The sequence below is a fragment of the Streptomyces otsuchiensis genome (assembly GCF_004305975.1).
GTDB lineage: Bacteria > Actinomycetota > Actinomycetes > Streptomycetales > Streptomycetaceae > Streptomyces > Streptomyces otsuchiensis.
The window spans coordinates 1-16427 of the sequence record NZ_BHZI01000136.1; the positions used below are offsets into that span (position 1 = coordinate 1).

12 protein-coding genes are annotated in these 16427 nt (G+C 75.1%); 6 read left to right on the plus strand and 6 right to left on the minus strand.

Features of this window, described 5'->3' with window-relative positions; genetic code table 11:
• Window positions 1–103: 103 nt before the first annotated feature.
• A complete protein-coding gene (locus tag E0D90_RS14555) occupies window positions 104–559 on the plus strand; it encodes a cyclic nucleotide-binding domain-containing protein (protein WP_103502389.1) in 456 nt (151 codons plus the stop codon).
• Between the two features lie 45 nt (window positions 560–604).
• Here E0D90_RS14555 and E0D90_RS14560 read toward each other — a convergent pair whose 3' ends face one another.
• Both E0D90_RS14560 and E0D90_RS14565 read right to left on the minus strand, forming a co-directional pair.
• Window positions 605–4225, minus strand: coding sequence for a hydantoinase B/oxoprolinase family protein (locus E0D90_RS14560; protein WP_130798574.1), 3621 nt, complete (start codon window positions 4223–4225; stop codon window positions 605–607).
• A gap of 89 nt (window positions 4226–4314) precedes the next feature.
• Window positions 4315–5766, minus strand: a complete 1452-nt coding sequence (locus tag E0D90_RS14565; protein WP_130798576.1) for a HEAT repeat domain-containing protein — start codon at window positions 5764–5766, stop codon at window positions 4315–4317.
• A 259-nt stretch (window positions 5767–6025) separates the two neighbouring features.
• Here E0D90_RS14565 and E0D90_RS14570 point away from each other — a divergent pair, with 259 nt between their 5' ends.
• Complete coding sequence (locus E0D90_RS14570; protein ID WP_130798578.1) at window positions 6026–7486, plus strand: SpoIIE family protein phosphatase; 1461 nt, start codon at window positions 6026–6028, stop codon at window positions 7484–7486.
• A 49-nt stretch (window positions 7487–7535) separates the two neighbouring features.
• Here the strand turns inward: E0D90_RS14570 and E0D90_RS14575 are convergent, their stop codons facing one another.
• The gene (locus tag E0D90_RS14575; protein WP_103500358.1) at window positions 7536–9017 is read right to left on the minus strand and encodes a DNA-binding protein NsdB; all 1482 of its coding nucleotides are present in this window, start codon (window positions 9015–9017) and stop codon (window positions 7536–7538) included.
• Between the two features lie 237 nt (window positions 9018–9254).
• Here E0D90_RS14575 and E0D90_RS14580 point away from each other — a divergent pair, with 237 nt between their 5' ends.
• On the plus strand, window positions 9255–10361 hold the full coding sequence (locus E0D90_RS14580) for an aminoglycoside phosphotransferase family protein (protein ID WP_103500359.1): 1107 nt from the start codon (window positions 9255–9257) through the stop codon (window positions 10359–10361).
• Window positions 10362–10476: 115 nt separating this feature from the next.
• Here E0D90_RS14580 and E0D90_RS14585 read toward each other — a convergent pair whose 3' ends face one another.
• From E0D90_RS14585 to E0D90_RS14595, 3 genes are all read right to left on the minus strand, one after another.
• Window positions 10477–10974, minus strand: coding sequence for a hypothetical protein (locus tag E0D90_RS14585; protein ID WP_103500360.1), 498 nt, complete (start codon window positions 10972–10974; stop codon window positions 10477–10479).
• Window positions 10975–11136: 162 nt separating this feature from the next.
• Window positions 11137–13014 (minus strand): serine/threonine-protein kinase, encoded by a 1878-nt coding sequence (locus E0D90_RS14590; RefSeq protein WP_130798580.1) that lies wholly within the window; start codon window positions 13012–13014, stop codon window positions 11137–11139.
• Window positions 13015–13378: 364 nt separating this feature from the next.
• Window positions 13379–14074: a response regulator gene (locus E0D90_RS14595; protein WP_130798582.1), complete on the minus strand. Its 696-nt coding sequence runs from the start codon at window positions 14072–14074 to the stop codon at window positions 13379–13381.
• A 427-nt stretch (window positions 14075–14501) separates the two neighbouring features.
• Between E0D90_RS14595 and E0D90_RS14600 the strand changes: the two genes are divergently transcribed.
• From E0D90_RS14600 to E0D90_RS14610, 3 genes are all read left to right on the plus strand, one after another.
• Complete coding sequence (locus tag E0D90_RS14600; protein WP_130798584.1) at window positions 14502–15230, plus strand: CBS domain-containing protein; 729 nt, start codon at window positions 14502–14504, stop codon at window positions 15228–15230.
• 37 nt (window positions 15231–15267) lie between these two features.
• Complete coding sequence (locus E0D90_RS14605) at window positions 15268–15969, plus strand: CBS domain-containing protein (protein ID WP_130798586.1); 702 nt, start codon at window positions 15268–15270, stop codon at window positions 15967–15969.
• A gap of 230 nt (window positions 15970–16199) precedes the next feature.
• A partial coding sequence (locus E0D90_RS14610) for an IS110 family transposase (RefSeq protein ID WP_227870231.1) occupies window positions 16200–16427 on the plus strand: 228 nt, incomplete at its 3' end.

Below are 16427 nucleotides of genomic sequence, written 5' to 3' on the forward strand. Positions count from 1 at the left end.
GGGATGCGGCATCCGGGTGAATGGGGGTTACTGGTGTCAGGCCGGTGCCCGCCCCGCGCGGGAGCCGCGTGCGCTGGTGCCCCGGCCGTGAGGAGGTCACAGCATGACCGTGGAGAAACACCTGCTGAAGGCGCTGACCCCGGACCAGCGGGAGAGGCTGCTGGCGGTGGGCCGGGAGGCGGCGTTCCCCCAGGGCACCCGCATCTTCGAGGAACAGGAGCGCGCCGACCGGTTCTGGGTGATCCGTTCGGGATCGGTGACGCTGGACCTGCGGCTGGGCGAGCTGTCACGTCCCATGGAGGTGGCGACGCTGCGGACGGGCGACATGCTCGGCTGGTCCTGGCTGTTCCCGCCGTTCGCCTGGGACTTCGGCGCGGAGGCCCTCAGCCCGGTGCGGTCGATCGAGTTCGACGGGCCCAGGGTGCAGCGGCTGTGCGACGAGGACCCGGAGTTCGGCTACGCGCTGCTGCGGGTGGTCGCCGAGATCCTGGCGCACCGCGTGCACCGCGCCCGCACCCGGCTGCTGGACCGCTACGCGCCGCACACCGCCGACTGGTGATCCGGCGTCGCGCCCCCGCGCGTGGGCGCGACGCGCCGGGCGCGTTCACGGCGCTCCGTATCCCCCTCCGCCCGGGGTACGCAGCAGCAGTTCGTCGCCGGCGGCGAGGTCGGCGGTGTCCGCGCCGGCCAGCGGCTCCCGGGTGCCGTCCGCGCGGACCACGGTGTTCTCGCCCAGTGCTCCGGTGCCGCCGCCGGCCATGCCGTAGGGCGGTACCCGCCGGTGGCCGGTCAGGACGGTGACGGTCACCGGTTCCAGGAAGCGGAGCCGGCGGACCACGCCGTCACCGCCGGGCCACCGGCCGGTGCCGCCGCTGCCGGTCCGCACCGAGAACTCCTCCACCCGGACCGGGTAGCGCCACTCCAGGACCTCGGGGTCGGTGAGCCGGGAGTTGGTCATGTGGGTCTGGACGGCGGCCGTGCCGGCGAAGCCGTCGCCGGCGCCGGAGCCGCTGGCGACCGTCTCGTAGTACTGGAACCCCTCGTTGCCGAAGGTGACGTTGTTCATGGTGCCCGATCCCTCGGCCTGGACGCCGAGGGCGGCGTAGAGCGCGCCGGTGACCGCCTGGGAGGTCTCGACGTTGCCCGCCACCGTGGCGGCGGGGAAACGGGGCGCGAGCATGCAGCCCTCCGGGATGCGGATGTCCAGCGGTGTGAGGCAGCCGCTGTTGAGCGGGATGTCGTCGGCGACCAGGGTGCGGAAGACGTAGAGCACCGCGGCCATCACCACCGAACTGGGGGCGTTGGTGTTGCCGGGCTGCTGGTCCGAGGTGCCCGCGAAGTCCAGGACGGCCGTGCGGGAGTCGCGGTCCACGGTGACGGAGACGGCGATCACCGCCCCGGCGTCCGTCTCGTAGCGGACCGAGCCCTCGTGCAGTGCCCCGATGACGGCGCGCACCGACTCCTCCGCGTTGGCCCTGATGTGCCGCATGTACGCCTGCACGACGTCCAGCCCGAACTGCGCCGTCATCGACCGCAGCTCGGCGATGCCCTTCTCGTTGGCGGCGATCTGGGCGCGGAGGTCGGCGAGGTTGGCGTCCGGGGCCCGTGAGGGGTGGGGCCCGGCGGCCAGCAGCGCACGGGTCTCCGCCTCCCGCAGCCGCCCGTCGCGCACCAGCAGCCAGTTGTCGAAGAGGATGCCCTCTTCCTGCACGGTGCGGCTGAAGGCGGGCATCGAGCCGGGGGTGATGCCCCCGATCTCGGCGTGGTGCCCCCGGGACGCGACCAGGAACAGCAGCCGCGCCCGCTCCCCGTCGTCCGGGGCACCGGCGGCCCGGTCGAAGACGGGGGTGACGACGGTGACGTCCGGGAGGTGGGTGCCGCCGTGGTACGGGTCGTTGATGGCGTAGACGTCGCCGGGACGCATGGTGCCCTCGTTGCGGCGCAGCACCTCCTTGATGGACTCCCCCATCGACCCCAGGTGCACCGGGATGTGCGGGGCGTTGGCGATGAGGTTGCCCTCGTCGTCGAAGAGGGCGCAGGAGAAGTCCAGGCGCTCCTTGATGTTGACGGAGTGCGCGGTGTTCTCCAGTGCCACGCCCATCTGCTCGGCGATGGCCATGAAGAGGTTGTTGAAGACCTCCAGCCGCACCGGGTCGACCTCGGTGCCGACGGCGGTGGCCGGCCGGCGTGCGGTGACCCGGTCCAGCAGCAGATGGCCCCGCTCCCCCGCCCGGGCGCGCCAGCCGGTGTCGACGACAGTCGTGGCGTCGGCCTCGGCGATGATCGCGGGTCCGTCGACGGTGCCCCCGGCGCGCAGTGCGTCCCTGCGGTGCAGCGGGGCGTCCCGCCAGGCGCCCTCGGTGTACATCCGGACGCGGGCGGCGGGTTCGGCCGCGCCGCCCTCGCCGGCGGGCACCGCCCGGTTGACCGGGGGCGGGCCGGCGGCGCCGACCGCCTCGACCGCGACCGTGGCGACGACCAGGGGCTTGTCGGTGGTGAAGCCGTAACGGGCGAGGTGCTCGTCACGGAACGCCGCCGTCATGGCGGCGGGGGTTCCGAGGGGGACGGTGAGCGTGGCGTCGGTGCCCGCGTAGCGCAGGTGCAGGGCATGGCCGACCCGCACGGACTCCGCGTCGACACCGTCGGCGGCCAGTTCGGCGCGTGCCGCGTCGGCGAGTTCGTCGCCGACGGCCCGCACCTGGGCCATGGTCTCCTCGTCCATCTCGGCTTCGACCGACCGCTCGCCGAGCGCGGTGGCGTCGGCGACGCCGATGCCGTAGGCGGAGAGAACCCCGGCCAGCGGTGGCACCACGACGCTGTCCACCCCGAGGGCGTCGGCGACCGCGCACGCGTGCTGCCCGCCGGCACCGCCGAACGCGGCGAGGGCGTAGCGGGTGATGTCGTGGCCGCGCTGGACGGAGATCTTCTTGACCGCGCTCGCCATGTTGAGGACCGCGATCTCCAGGTACCCGGCGGCGACCTCCTCGGGGCCGCGCCGGTCACCGGTCGCCTCGGCGATCTCCTCGGCGAGGCGGGTGAAGCCCTCGCGGACCCGCCCGGCGTCCAGGGGTGCGTCGCCGTCGGGCCCGAAGACGTGTGGGAAGTGGTCGGGCTGGACCCTGCCGAGCATCACGTTGGCGTCGGTCACGGTCAGCGGTCCGCCGCGCCGGTAGCTGGCGGGGCCGGGAACGGCACCGGCGGAATCGGGCCCGACGCGGTAGCGGGCGCCGTCGAAGTGCAGGACGGAGCCGCCGCCCGCGGCGACCGTGTGGATGTCCATCATCGGCGCGCGCATCCGCACACCGGCGACCTCGGTGCCCAGCACCCGTTCCAGCTCCCCGGCGTAGTGGGAGACGTCGGTGGAGGTGCCGCCCATGTCGAAGCCGACGACCCGGTCGCGGCCGGCCTCCCCGCAGCTGCGGGCCATGCCGACGACGCCGCCCGCCGGGCCGGAGAGCACCGCGTCCTTGCCGCGGAAGGCGGAGGCCCGGCGCAGACCGCCGTTGGACTGCATGAACATCAGCCGCACGCCGTGGAGTTCACCGGCGACATGGTCGACGTAGCGGCGCAGCACCGGTGAGAGGTAGGCGTCGACCACGGTGGTGTCGCCGCGCGGCACCAGTTTGATCAGCGGGCTGACCTCGTGGGAGACGGAGACCTGGGTGAAGCCGGCGGCGCGGGCGATCCGGGCGACCTCCCGCTCGTGGCCGGGATGGCGGTAGCCGTGCAGCAGGACGACGGCCGCGCTGCGGAAGCCGTCCTCGTGGGCCCGGCGCAGCTCCCGCTCGGCGGCGGCGGTGTCCAGCGGCCGGACGGGCTCGCCGTGCGCGCCGGTCCGCTCGGGGAGTTCGATGACGCGGTCGTAGAGGCTCTCCGGCAGGACGATGTGCCGGTCGAAGAGGCGGGGCCGGTTCTGGTAGGCGATCCGCAGCGCGTCGCGGAACCCCTCGGTGGTGACCAGCACCGTCGGCTCCCCCCGCCGTTCCAGCAGGGCGTTGGTCGCGACGGTGGTGCCCATCTTGACGATGGCGACACGTTCGGCGGGGAAGGGTTCGCCCGGCGCGACGCCGAGCATCCGCCGGATGCCCTCGACCGCCGCGTCCCGGTACCGCTCGGGCGCGTGGGAGAGCAGCTTGTCGGTGACCAGCCCGCCGTCGGGCCGGCGGCCCACCACGTCGGTGAAGGTGCCACCCCGGTCGATCCAGAACTCCCAGCGCCCGCTCATGGCGGCCATCGTGCCAAATCCGGGCGGGCACCGCGCGTCCGGTGCCGCCAACGCGCCGACGGCCGGGGGCTCGTTCCGCCGACGGCGGGTCAGACTCCGCCCAGGCGCCCGCGGACGGCGGTCTGGACGCCGTCGCGTTCGGCGGGGTCGGTGGCGAGCCGCCGCAGCCGTTCGGCGACCCGGGCGTCCCCGCTGGTGGCGGCGCGCGCGGCGACCTCGCGGGTGTCCTCCTCGCAGTCCCACAGGCACTCCACGGCGAATCCCGCAGCGAAGAACGGGTCGGTGGCCTCCAGCGCCACGGCCGTGCGGCCACGCAGGTGGGAGGAGGCCGTCTCCCGGTAGATGTGGCGCAGCACCGGCGCGGCGGCCCGCAGGGTCAGCCGCCCCGCCCCCTCCACCAGGGGGTACAGCTCCTCGGCGTCGGTGCCGCGCAGCCGCACGGTGCGGCGCAGGGCGGCGAGCACCGCCGGAGCGTCACCGCTGTCGCCGCGCCGGGCGAGCACGGCCGAGGCGGCCGAGCCGAGCAGGTCGGTGCGTTCGGCCCAGCGGCGGGCCTGCGACAGGGCGCCGGGGCCGAGCATCCGGGCGAAGGAGGCGACCGCCGAGGCGGCCAGTTCGGGCTCGGGGTCGTCTGCGGCGGCCTCCAGCAGCCCGAGGGCCGCCGTCTCCTCCCGTTCGGCGAGGTGGCGCAGTGCGGCGGCGCGCACGGCGGGGCCGCCGGTGCGGGCGGCCTCCAGCAGGACGGGGCGGTCCTCGGGGGTGGTGACGGCCGCCAGGCAGCGGGCGGCCGGGGCCTCCCGCCAGATCCTCGGCTCCTCGTCGTAGCCGTCCCGCACCCAGTCCAGGACGGCGGCGACGCCCCACCCGGGCCGGGGGCCGGGCGAGCGCAGCTGGCGGCGCCAGCGGCCGAAGTCGCCGTCCTCGCGGGCGCCCGCGATGCGTTCGCCCTGCTCGGGCCGGTCCGGATCCTCGGCCCAGATCCGCCAGGGGCGGGGCTCGTAGGCGTCGCGGACCGTCCGTCCGAGGGCGGCCCGGCCCTCGTCGGTGTGGGGAAATCTGGCCAGAATCGCGGGTCCGAGATCGCGCAGCGCGCTGTCGTCGTCGCGCACGGCGAGTTCGTCGAGCGCCCAGCGCCAGTTGGCACCGGTGGCGGCGTACCGGCGCAGCAGGCCGAGTGCCTCCTGGTCACCGTAGGAGACCAGGTGCCCGAGAACGGAGAGGGCGAGGCCGGTGCGGTCCTCCGGCACGTCCGCGGCGCTGAGGCCGTCGCCCGCGAGGCCGTCCTCGGGGTGGAAGAGGTGGGCCTCGACCGCTGCCAGGCCGGCGCGCAGTTCGACGTAGAGCCGGGCGTAGTAGAGCGAGCGGTGTTCGAGCTGCCAGTCACGTCGTGGATCGTGCAGCACGCAGCGCTCCAGGGCCGCGACGGCCTCGGGGCGGGGGGCGGCGAGCGCGTGCAGCGCACCGTCCCCTCGCCCGCGCTGGAGCAGCCCGAGCAGGGTTCCGCTGGGCGCTATGTCTGTTTCGACGGGACTGGCGAACATATGAGTCAGCATCCGGGGGCGAGCGGTCGGTGGCAACGGGATTTCTGCGGGTGGGGCGTCCGCACGGGCCCGGCGGGGGCCGGACCTGCCCGCCTTTTCCCCCGGGCGCACGCCCGGTACACCATCGAGGTGACGGCGCGCCGGGGCCCTTGCGGCCGAATCCGTCACGGGTCGGGGCAAGCTGTGCCAGAGTCGGAATCCATCCATCCAGCCCTGCCGCAGGGCCACGGGCGGCAGCGTCAGCGCATCGGGGACAGTGATGCACTCCTCCCAGCACCCGGACCACCCGGCCCGCCGTCCGGCGGCGGACGCCCCTCACCTGGAGACGCTCCAGGACCTTATCGCGCGCGTCCGCGGGCTGCGCGAAGACGTCGAGGCGCTGCGCCGGGGCGAGCCGTCCGACGCCGCCGATCACCGGGTGCGGGACGCCGTGTGGGAGGACGCGCTGGGGCGGCTGGAGGATTTCGGGCGGCAGCTGGGGCAGCTGACGCCCGCCGTGCCGTCGGGCCGGGCGCCGCTCGGAGGGCGCGTCGGCAGCGCCGAGTGGAGTCTGCTGACGGACGCGGTGGTCTGGAGCGAGGAGCTGTACCCGATCTTCGGCAGACCGCCCGCCGAGGGTCCGCTCACCCTGGACCAGCTGCCGTCCTGCCTGGTGGAGGCGGACCAGCCCGTTCTCGCGGGGGCGGTGACGGTCTGCCTGGTCGACGGCAGGCCCGCCGTCTGCGAGTTCCGGGTGGCGCGTCCCGACGGTTCGCTGCGGACCGTGCAGCTGGCGGCGGAACCGATCCTCGACGAGGCGGGTTCGACCGTGGCGATGTGGGCGGTGGTGCGGGACGTCAGTGGGACGGCGGCAGCGCCGGAGGCGGGCGGCGCGGGGTCCGCCGCCGCGCGGGTGCCGGAGCAGGGGCCGAGGGCCCCCGCCCGGCCGGAGCACGCGGAGCACCGGCTCGCGGTCGTCGCGCCGGATTCCCGGGGAACACCGTGGCGCAGCGCTGCGGAACGGCGGCCGAACGGCGTGCCCCGCTCCCTGGAGGTGGCGGCCCGCTCCCTGTCCGGAGCGGCGGTGGGGGGCGTAGCGGAGGAGGGGGTGACGGACGGGCGCTGGCACGACTGGCTGGACCTCCGGGACGGCAGCACCGTGCTGAGCGTGGGGGACCTCTCCGGGAGCGGCCCGTCCGCGGCGACGGCCACCGCGGCGCTGCTCGGAGCGCTGCGCGGCATCGCGCTGACCGGGACCCGGCCGGGCGAGCTGCTGGAGCATCTCAACGATCTGATGGACCGGGGGACCCAGCCCGTCCTGGCCGGCCTGGTGTGCTGTCGCTACCGCGCCGAGGACGGGGCGCTGACCTGGGCGCAGGCCGGTCACCCGGCGCCGCTGCTGTGCCGGGAGGGCTCGGCACGGCTGCTGCCGCGTCCGGCTGGCACCCTGCTGGGGGCGATAGCGGGCACCGTCTACGGCGAGCGCGTGGACCGGCTGCGCAGCGGTGACACCCTGGTGCTGCACACCGACGGCCTGTTCCCGCCGGGGCCTCCCGGGCCGGACGGCCGCGGCGGCTCCGCCCGCTCCAGCGATCCGGTGCTGCTGACGCTGGCGCCGCGGCTGGCCGCGGCCGCCGACGCGCGGGAGGCGCTGGAGCTGCTGGTCGAGCGCCGCCGGCGGGCCGAGCGTGAGGGCGGGGCGCTGGAGGACTCGTGCGTGATGGTCGCCAGGGTGCGGTAGCGCCCCCGGCCGCGTGACACCCGGCCGCCGGTGCCGGCCACCGCGCCGCTCAGACGACCACCGGTCCCTTCCCCGCGCCCTTGTCACCGGGAGAGACGGGAGCCGTGGGGAGGGCGTGCTCGATCTCCTCGCGGAGGTTCTCCACCCGGCCGTAGCCGGCGTACACCCCGGTCAGCCTGTACATCTCCCGCAGGCGGTCCCAGGTGCGGTGGGAGGAGTTCTCGCCGATGCTGACCAGCGCCAGCCGGGCGTAACGGTCGGCCTGGTCCGGGTCGTTGGCGAGGAAGCACGCGGATGCCAGCGAGATGTAGTCCAGGATGTTCGAGCGGGCCCGGCCCTCGGCCGCCCGCATGGCCAGTGCCCGCTTGGCGTACTGCTCGGCCGGTCTGGCGGCGGCGGGGTCGGACTCCGCGAGCGTGCGGTACGCCAGGGCCTGCATGCCGTGGAGGTCGGCCTCGTCGAACAGCTGCATCCAACTGGGGGGCTCGACATCGGCCCGGTCGGAGACGAAGAGGTCCTCGGCCTCGCCGAGGGTGCGGCGCATCGCCTGGCCCTGGCCCATCGCCGCCTGCGCCCACGCCTCGATGGTGAAGAGCATGGCGCGGGTGCGGGGCAGCGCCTCCTCGCCGGCGCCGGACTTGGCCAGCTGCATCAGGTCCAGCGCGTCGTCCGGGCGGCCGAGGTGCACCATCTGGCGGGCGGCCCGGGACAGCGCCTCCCCGGCGCGCGGGCGGTCCCCGCCCTCGCGGGCGGCGTGGGTGGCTATGACGAAGTACTTCTGGGCGGTCGGCTCCAGCCCGACGTCGTGCGACATCCACCCGGCGAGCACCGCCAGGTTGGCCGCCACCCCCCACAGCCGGCGCTGGAGGTGCGCCGGATGCTGGTAGGCGAGCATGCCGCCCACCTCGTTGAGCTGGCCGACCACCGCCTTTCGCTGGAGTCCGCCGCCGCGCTGGGCGTCCCAGGCCCGGAAGATCTCGACCGAGTGCTCCAGGGCGTCGATCTCCGCCGAGCCGACCGGGGCCGCCTCGTAGCGGTCCAGGCCGGCGGGCCCGGCTCCGGGGGCCGAGGAGCCCACCGAGCCTGCCGGAGTGGTGAGCCAGTCGTGCAGTGCGTCGCTGAGGGCTGATCCCGCGGCGAGCGCGGCGCCCGCGCCCACCATGCCGCGTCGGTTGAGCATGAGGTCCATTCCCGTGAATTCGGTGAGGACCGCGGCCGTCCGGTGGGGGGGCCAGGGCAGGGTGGCCACGGCCTTCCCCCGCCCCGCTTCTCCGGGCCGGCGGAATCCGAGATCCTCGATGGTCACGACACGGCCGAGGCGCTCGGTGAACAGCGATGCCAGCACCTCCGGCACGGGATCGCGCGGGGTCTCCCCCAGCTCGATCCACCGCCGGACACGGGTGGTGTCGGTCGCCAGCTGCGGATGACCCTGGGCCGCCGCCTGCCGGTTGACCAGGCGGGCGAGTTCCCCCTTGGACCATCCCGCCAGCCGGAACAGGTCCGCCAGTCGGGTGTTGGTTCGCTGCGTCACGTCAAGCCCCCAGGATCTCGGCTGACTCGACAGTAGCCCCGTGCGACCGCCCACTCACTCATTCGCCAGGGTTTCGCCAGGGTCCGCCACATGGTGTGCCACCTCCGGGGCGCGCTTCGGTAGAAAGGCGCCACCCCGCCCCGGGACCGGACCGGACACTTCCCCAGGAGTGCCCCGTCACCGACCCGGCACGGGCGGCGCGTCCTCATCCGGCGCACGAAGGGACCCGGCTCGCCGATGTATCCAGCACCCTCCCCCGTGTACCCCAGGTACCGCCAGCCGCTGACGGCACCCACCGGTGCGGCGGTTCCGCCCGGCGCCGTGCCGCACCCCGAGCGGCAGCGCCGCCCACGTCCGCCGGCGCGGCAGCGGCTGGACTTCACCGGTGAGCGCGGCGCCCGGCTGCGCGCCGCCCTCAACGCCGTCCAGGAGATCTGCCCGGACTTCGTCCCCGCCCAGCTGCTCCGCCACAACGACGCCTCCGTGCTGCTCGGCGGCGCGATCGGGCGCCGCCCGGTCGTCGCCAAGTGCGCGCTCACCCCGGCCGCCGCCGAACGCGTGCAGCGGGAGATAGCCGCCTACCGGATCTTCGTCCGGCACCGGCCGCCCGTCCGGGTGCCGCGGCTGATCGGTGCCGACTCCGGATCGGGCACCCTGGTCATGGAGTTCATCCCGGGGCGCGTGGCGTCCACCCGGCGGCATCCGCTCACCGCTCCCGTCGCAGGCGACCTGCGGGCGGTCTTCGCGGGTGTCCGCAGACTCGGCGAGTGGGAGCCGCCCGGCGCGGACTTCGGGCCGGGACTGAACTACCCGGCGCTGCTGAGCCGTTACCACTCGCTGGGTCTTCTGACCGACCGTGACCTCGGCGACCTCCGGGTGCTGCTGCACGGACTGCGCGGTCGCGACGGCGCGCTGCCACGGCAGTTCTGTCACGGCGCCGCCTACCCCTCCCAGGCGGTGCTCTCCCCCGCCGGTCCGGCGCTGCTCGGGTGGTCGTCGGCGGGCTGGTACCTGCCCGGACGCGACCTCGCGACGCTGTGGGCCGTGCTCGGCGCCGCGCCGGCCGCCCGCCGCCGGCTCAGTCAGGCGGCACAGCTGGAGGGACCGGAGCAGCGTGACGGCTTCCTCGTCAACCTGATGCTGGTGCTGACCCGGGAGATCCGCGAGTGCGAGGAGGCGGTGCACCGGGCCATGCGCGCACCCGCCCCCGACGCGGCGGCCGCCGGCTCCCGGCCGGCCGGGACGATGGCGTTCGGGGAGGAGCGGAGGCTGTTGCTGCGCCGGCTCCACGACGACCTCGCCCTGACCCGGCGGGCGGTCCGCGCGGCCGTCGGCACCCGCTGAGGTATCCGCTGAGGCTCCGGCCGCGGCGAGCGCGCGGGACGGCGTCGGCCCGTCCCGCGCGGCAAGCGGCAGGGCACGTCCGGGCCGGGACGCGCCCGGTCGACGCGCGGGAGTGCTACTGCTGGAACAGCTCCGCCGGCAGCGGCTTCAGCAGCCGGTACAGGTCGTCGGTGATCGGACGGTCCCAGCTCGCGATGGTGACCAGCACGTTGTCGCTGCGGTCGAACTGCACACAGGAGACCCGGCCCTCGGAGCAGAGCACCCGCCGCACGATGAGCAGGCTGTCCTCGTGCATCACCGGGATCTCCTCGACACCGGTGGACCGCACCTCGTCCTCCAGCTCCAGGGCTTCGAGGAGATGCAGGACCTCGAACGGCATCTCGCCGTCGGCCACCTCCCGGGCGGGCGAGCCCTCGGGGAGATTACCGATCACCATGGCCGGTCCGCGCCCGCCGAAGAGGTCGTAGCGCAGGATCACGCCCTGGCAGGTTCCGTCCGGCGCGGGCAGCAGTCCGGCGCCCAGGACTCCCGGCCAGTCGCCCGGGTCCATGGCCAGGACATCGAAGTCCGGACCGGCGGGCGTGGGTGCGCTGCGGCGGCGGAGAAACGACATGCCGCCATGGTACGTGGCGCCGGGAGGCGGTGAGCGCGGGGCGGGCCCCACGCGCCGCTGGTCGCGGCGGGGACGCCACGCGCCGGGCGGAGCCGGACGGCACCCCGGGGTGAGCCGCCGCGCGCTCCGGACCGCACGGCGGCCCCGCGGGTGGGCCGTCGCCTACTCGGCGTGCTGCTGGCGCAGTTCGGCGACCTGCCGGTACAGCTCGACCGCTTCGGCGTGGCGGCCGAGCCGCTCCAGACAGTGCGCCTCGTCGTTCCGGCTGGTCAGCGCGGCGGGATGGGCGGCGCCCAGCACCCGCTCACGGCTCATCCGCACCGGCCGGTACTCGTCCAGTGCCTCCTCCCAGCGGTCCAGCCAGCCGAGCGCCACGGCGACCTCCCGGCGGCTGACCAGGGTGTCGGGGTGTTCCTCGCCGAGGGTCCGGCCGCGGAGCGCGCAGACGTCACGGGCCTCGGCCAGCGCCTCCTCCCACCGGCCCAGCCGGCCCAGGCTCACCCCCAGGCCGTGCCGGGCGCGCAGCGTCTCCGCGTGGCTGCGCCCGGCGTCGTGGGTGCGGGCGACCACCAGCTCCCGGTAGATCTCCAGTGCCTCGGCGGGCCGGCCGAGCCGCCCGAGAGCCACCGCCGCCTGGTGGCGGGAGTCGAGGGTCGCGGGATGACGCGGGCCCAGGCTGCGGGAGCGGGCGTCGGCGACGGCCCGGTGCCCGGCGAGCGCCTCGTCCCAGCGGCCCAGCCGTCCGAGCGCGTACCCGACCTCGTGGCGGCTGTCGAGCGTGTGCGGGTGGTTGTCCCCCAGGGCCTGCGCCCGTTCGGCGAGGAGTTCCTGGTGCACGCCCAGGGCCTCCGCCCAGCGGCCCAGCCGGCCCAGGCTGAGACCGGCGCTGTGGCGGCTGGCGAGCACGTCGAGCAGTTCCGGCGCGCCGGGGGCCGCCGGGGGGCCTTGGCCGGCGGTCACGGTCACGCTCGTCCACAGTCCGGTGAGGCCGGTGTCGAGGCCGGGGGCGGGGGTGGCCGGTCCGCGCCCCGCGGCCACTGGTCCCGCGCGCATCCCGCGCGTCCAGGCCGGCAGCGGCGTGGACGGCCCGGGCCGCTGCCCGCCGTCCGGGGGCGGCGGGCCGGTGGTGGGCCCGTCGGCGCCGGCCGGCGCGCCGGTGTCGCCCTGCGTGGTCCTGGCCGCCGTCTCCCGTGCGGCGGCCAGGGCGAGGCGGCGCGTCTGGCCGGCGACGTCGTGCGGCCGGTCGGACGGGGCCTTCGCGAGCAGCCCCAGCACGAGGTCGTCCAGGGCCGGGGAGAGCTCCGGGCGGCGCTCGCGCAGCGGTTCGGGGGGTGTGTCCCGGTGGCCGACCAGGATCGCCCAGGGGTCACCGAGGTCGAACGGGGGTGTCCCGGTGGCCAGTTCGTAGAGCACGCAGCCGAGCGAGTAGAGGTCGCTGCGGAAGTCGGCGGGCCCGCCGGAGATCTGCTCCGGCGACATGTAGTGCGGTGTGCCCATGGCCATGCCGGTGGTGGTGAGCTTGGCGCTCAGCCCGATGTCGTGGGCGAGCCGCGCGATCCCGAAGTCGCAGATCTTGACCGTTCCGTCCGGCAGGAGCATGACGTTGGCGGGCTTGAGGTCGCGGTGGATGATGCCCTGGCGGTGGGTGTGGTCCAGGGCGGCCGAGACCTGGGCGGCTATGTCCGCGATCTGCGGCTCCGGCAGGGGCGCGGCGTCCCGTTCGGCCAGTAGCTCGCTGAGGTTGCGTCCCTCCAGCATCTCCATCACCAGGTAGAGGACGCCGTCGTACTCGCCGAAGTCGTGGACGACCGTGATGCCGCGGTGCTGCAGCCCGGCGGCGACCCGCGCCTCACGGCGGAACCGCTCCCGCAGCCCCGTCAGGACCGGCTCCTCATGGTGGTTGCCCAGCGGCTTCAGGCACTTGACCGCGACCTGGCGGTCCAGCGCCTGGTCACGGGCGCGCCACACCTCGCCCATGCCGCCTCGCCCGATCTGCTCCAGCAGTTCGTAGCGGCCCTGGATCAGCGTGCTGTCCGCCATCGCGTGTTCCCCGCCCCCGTCCGTCAGCCGTTGTCGCGAACCTCCGTGCCGCCTCTCAGTATGGCGGTCGGGTCCGACACGGTGCGCGGTCCGGCGGCCACGCTCGGCGGTCGCCGGTCGGTCTCGGGACTGTGCCCCGGTGGTGCGGGCGGGGCGGCCCCGCGACCGCACGGTGGCCGCTGACAGGCCGCGTCCAGCGCGCTCTCCCAGCACGCGAGACCGGGCGCACGGCGGCGCGCACCGGCGGGCACGCGGGCGTGAGACAGCTTATTCGGCCCCGTGGGTTCACCCGAACGGGATGGACTCGCAACGGCGTTCGACGGGCTCGCAGTGCGGGGGGCCGAGGTGACGGCGGGAGCGGGCGTCAGTGGCCGGTGTTTCGGCCGGCCGGCGGCAGCGCCTGGGTGGCCAGGACCGCCGCCTGGATCCGGCGTTCCACGCCGAGTTTGGCCAGCATGCGGGAGATGTTGTTCTTGACGGTCTTCTCGGAGAGGAACAGCCGTCGGCCGATCTGGGCGTTGGTCAGCCCCTCCCCGACCAGGTCGAGGATCTCGCGCTCACGGGGCGTCAGGGTGTCCAGAGCGCCTCGGGACCCGTCCTGTTCGCCCTCGGGGCCCCGCAGGCTGCTCATCAGCCGTGCCGTGGTCGCCGGATCCAGCATCGAGCGCCCCGTCGCGACCGTGCGGACCGCGGTCACCAGGTCGGAGCCCTTGATCTCCTTGAGCACATAGCCGGCGGCGCCCGCCATGATGGCGTCCAGCAGGGCGTCGTCGTCGTCGAACGACGTCAGCATGAGGCAGGCCAGACCCGGCACGGCGGAGCGCAGTTCGCGGCAGACCCGGATCCCGTCGCCGTCGGGCAGCCGCACGTCCAGCACGGCCACGTCCGGTCGCAGCGCCGGGCCACGGGCCAGCGCGCGCTCCGCGGTGCCCGCCTCGCCCACCACCTCGATGCCGGCCTCGGCGTCGAACAGGTCGCGCAGCCCGCGCCGGACCACCTCGTGGTCGTCGACGAGGAACAGCCGGACCGGCCCCTCGTGTCCGTCCCCGTGCGCTGTCATCGCCACCTCTCCCTCCGCGCCGCCCCGTGCGACACTCCCCCATCCTGTCCGGCGGGCCGCGGCCCCGACAGGGCCGGTCGGTCCACCACCGCCTGGGCCGCCGACAGACGGGCGTGCGCGGGCCCCTGACGAAGGGCCGGTCGGCCCCCGCCCTGTGTCCGGCCGGCCCCGGGCGCGCGGGCCGCGGGCGGGCGATGCTGGGGCCGTGTCCGGGAGCCCGGTCCGAGGCGGCCTCCGGCCGGAGTGCGGTGGAACCCCCGTCACGGTGCGACGTCCGCGGGGCCGGGGTGACGGGCGGCGCGACGGGCCTGCCCGCCGCGGCGCCCCCGCCGGGGTTCCCGGACACACCGGCCCCGGCCACCCGCGCGAACGCCGGTAGCACCGCCGCGCCGGAGCGCATCGAACGGACACCCAAGGAGGAGACGTCATGAGGCACACCGAGGTCGGCCATGTGATGGTGACCGACGTGGTCACGGCCGTCCGCGACACACCGTTCGCGGAGCTGTCCCGGCTGCTCGCGACGCACCGGGTGGGCGGGCTCCCGGTGATCGACCACGACGACCGGGTGATCGGTGTGGTCTCCCGCACGGACCTGACCCGCGCCCGCGTGACGGCGGGAGGCGGGGGCCACGTGGTGCCGGGCGCCGTCGGCCTCCCCGGAACACCCGGCGCGCCGGAACCGGTGACCGCGGGCGGGCTGATGACGACACCGGCGGAGACCGTTCGCGCCCAGGCGCGCGTCGTCGAGGCGGCACGCGGCATGGCACGGCACCGGCTCGGCCGGCTGCCCGTGGTGGACGAGGAGGACCGGCTCGTCGGGATCGTGACCCGACGGGATCTGCTGCGGGTCTTCCACCGTCCCGACGACGAGATCCGACGGGCCGTGACGAGGGACGTGGTGGTCGACACCCTCTGGCTGGCGCCCTGGTCGACGCGGGTGGAGGTCCGCGAGGGTGTGGTGACGCTCAGCGGCGAGACGGAACGGCTCAGCGAGAAGGAGATCGCGGTGCGCGTGACCGCCCGGGTGGACGGTGTGGTCGCCGTCGTGGACCGGCTGGACTACCGCGTCGACGACTCCCGCGCGGACGGAAGCGCGCCGGGCCCGGTGGGCGAACCGGTGCCGTCACCGGTATCTGGCCTGTCGGACCGGCACTGACGCCGCCGTTCACCGGAGAGGACACCTGAGGAGACCCATGTACGGCAGCGCGTACACCGTGCGGGAGGTGATGAGCCCGGCCGTCGTCGCCGTGGGCCGGGAGGCCCGCTTCCGGGAGATCGTCCGGACGATGGAGCGGTGGCGGCTCACCGCGCTGCCGGTCCTCGCCGGCGACACTCCCACGACCCCGGGCGCGGTCCGGGACGGGCAGGGTGGCGTGGTGGTGGGGATGGTCTCCGCCGGCGACCTGCTGCCGACCGGCGAGTTCCGTGGTTCGGATCCGGGCCGGGCGGCGCGACTGCGCGAGATCGCCGGCCTGGCGTCGGCCCGCGCGCTCACCGCCCACGACCTGATGAGCGGTCCGGCGGTCACCGTGGAGTGCGGCGCGAGCGTGGCGCGCGCCGCACATCTGATGGCGCGCCGCCGGGTGAAGCGGCTGCCCGTGGTCGACGCGCACGGACGGCTGGCCGGCCTGGTGAGCCGGACCGACCTGCTCAAGGTCTATCTGCGGCCGGACCAGGAGATCGCCCGGGAGGTGAGGGACGGCGTCGTCGGCTGCCTCTTCCCGGGGGAGGGAGTGCCGGTGACGGTCTCGGTGACGGAAGGCGTGGTCACCCTGCGCGGGAACGTCAGCGACGAGGGGCTGCTGCCCGTGACCGAGCGCCTGGTGCTGGCGGTCGACGGGGTGGTGGAGATGGAGTGCCGGCTGACGGTCGGCCCCTCGGGCTCCACCGCCTGACAGTGAAGATGTGAGTGGTGGTTCTGCTGATGCGTCTGACTCTCCGCCTGACTGACGTCTTCGACTGTCTTGTTTGGGATTTGTCGGCGGGTCGGCGGGGCCACCACGCACGCGGCCGGACGGGCGTTTGTGACCTTATAGGAGCTTGGTCAAGAAGCCCCGTCACTGTCTTGTCCACCCGCCCGACCGGCGCGTGCCGCCCTCGGCTCGGACAAGCGGCAAGGACGGACATGACCAGCATGACGCACGACGGCCCGGAGATCACCGGCGGAGTCGACACGCACGGCCTGACCCACCACGCGGCGGTGATCGACTCCATCGGCCGGCACCTGGCCGACCAGGAGTTCCCCGCCTCGATTCGCGGTTACCGGGAACTGCTGGACTGGATGCGCTCGCACGGCGCCCTGGCCGCCGTGGGTGTTGAGGGCACCGGTGCCTACGGGGCCGAGCTCGCCCGG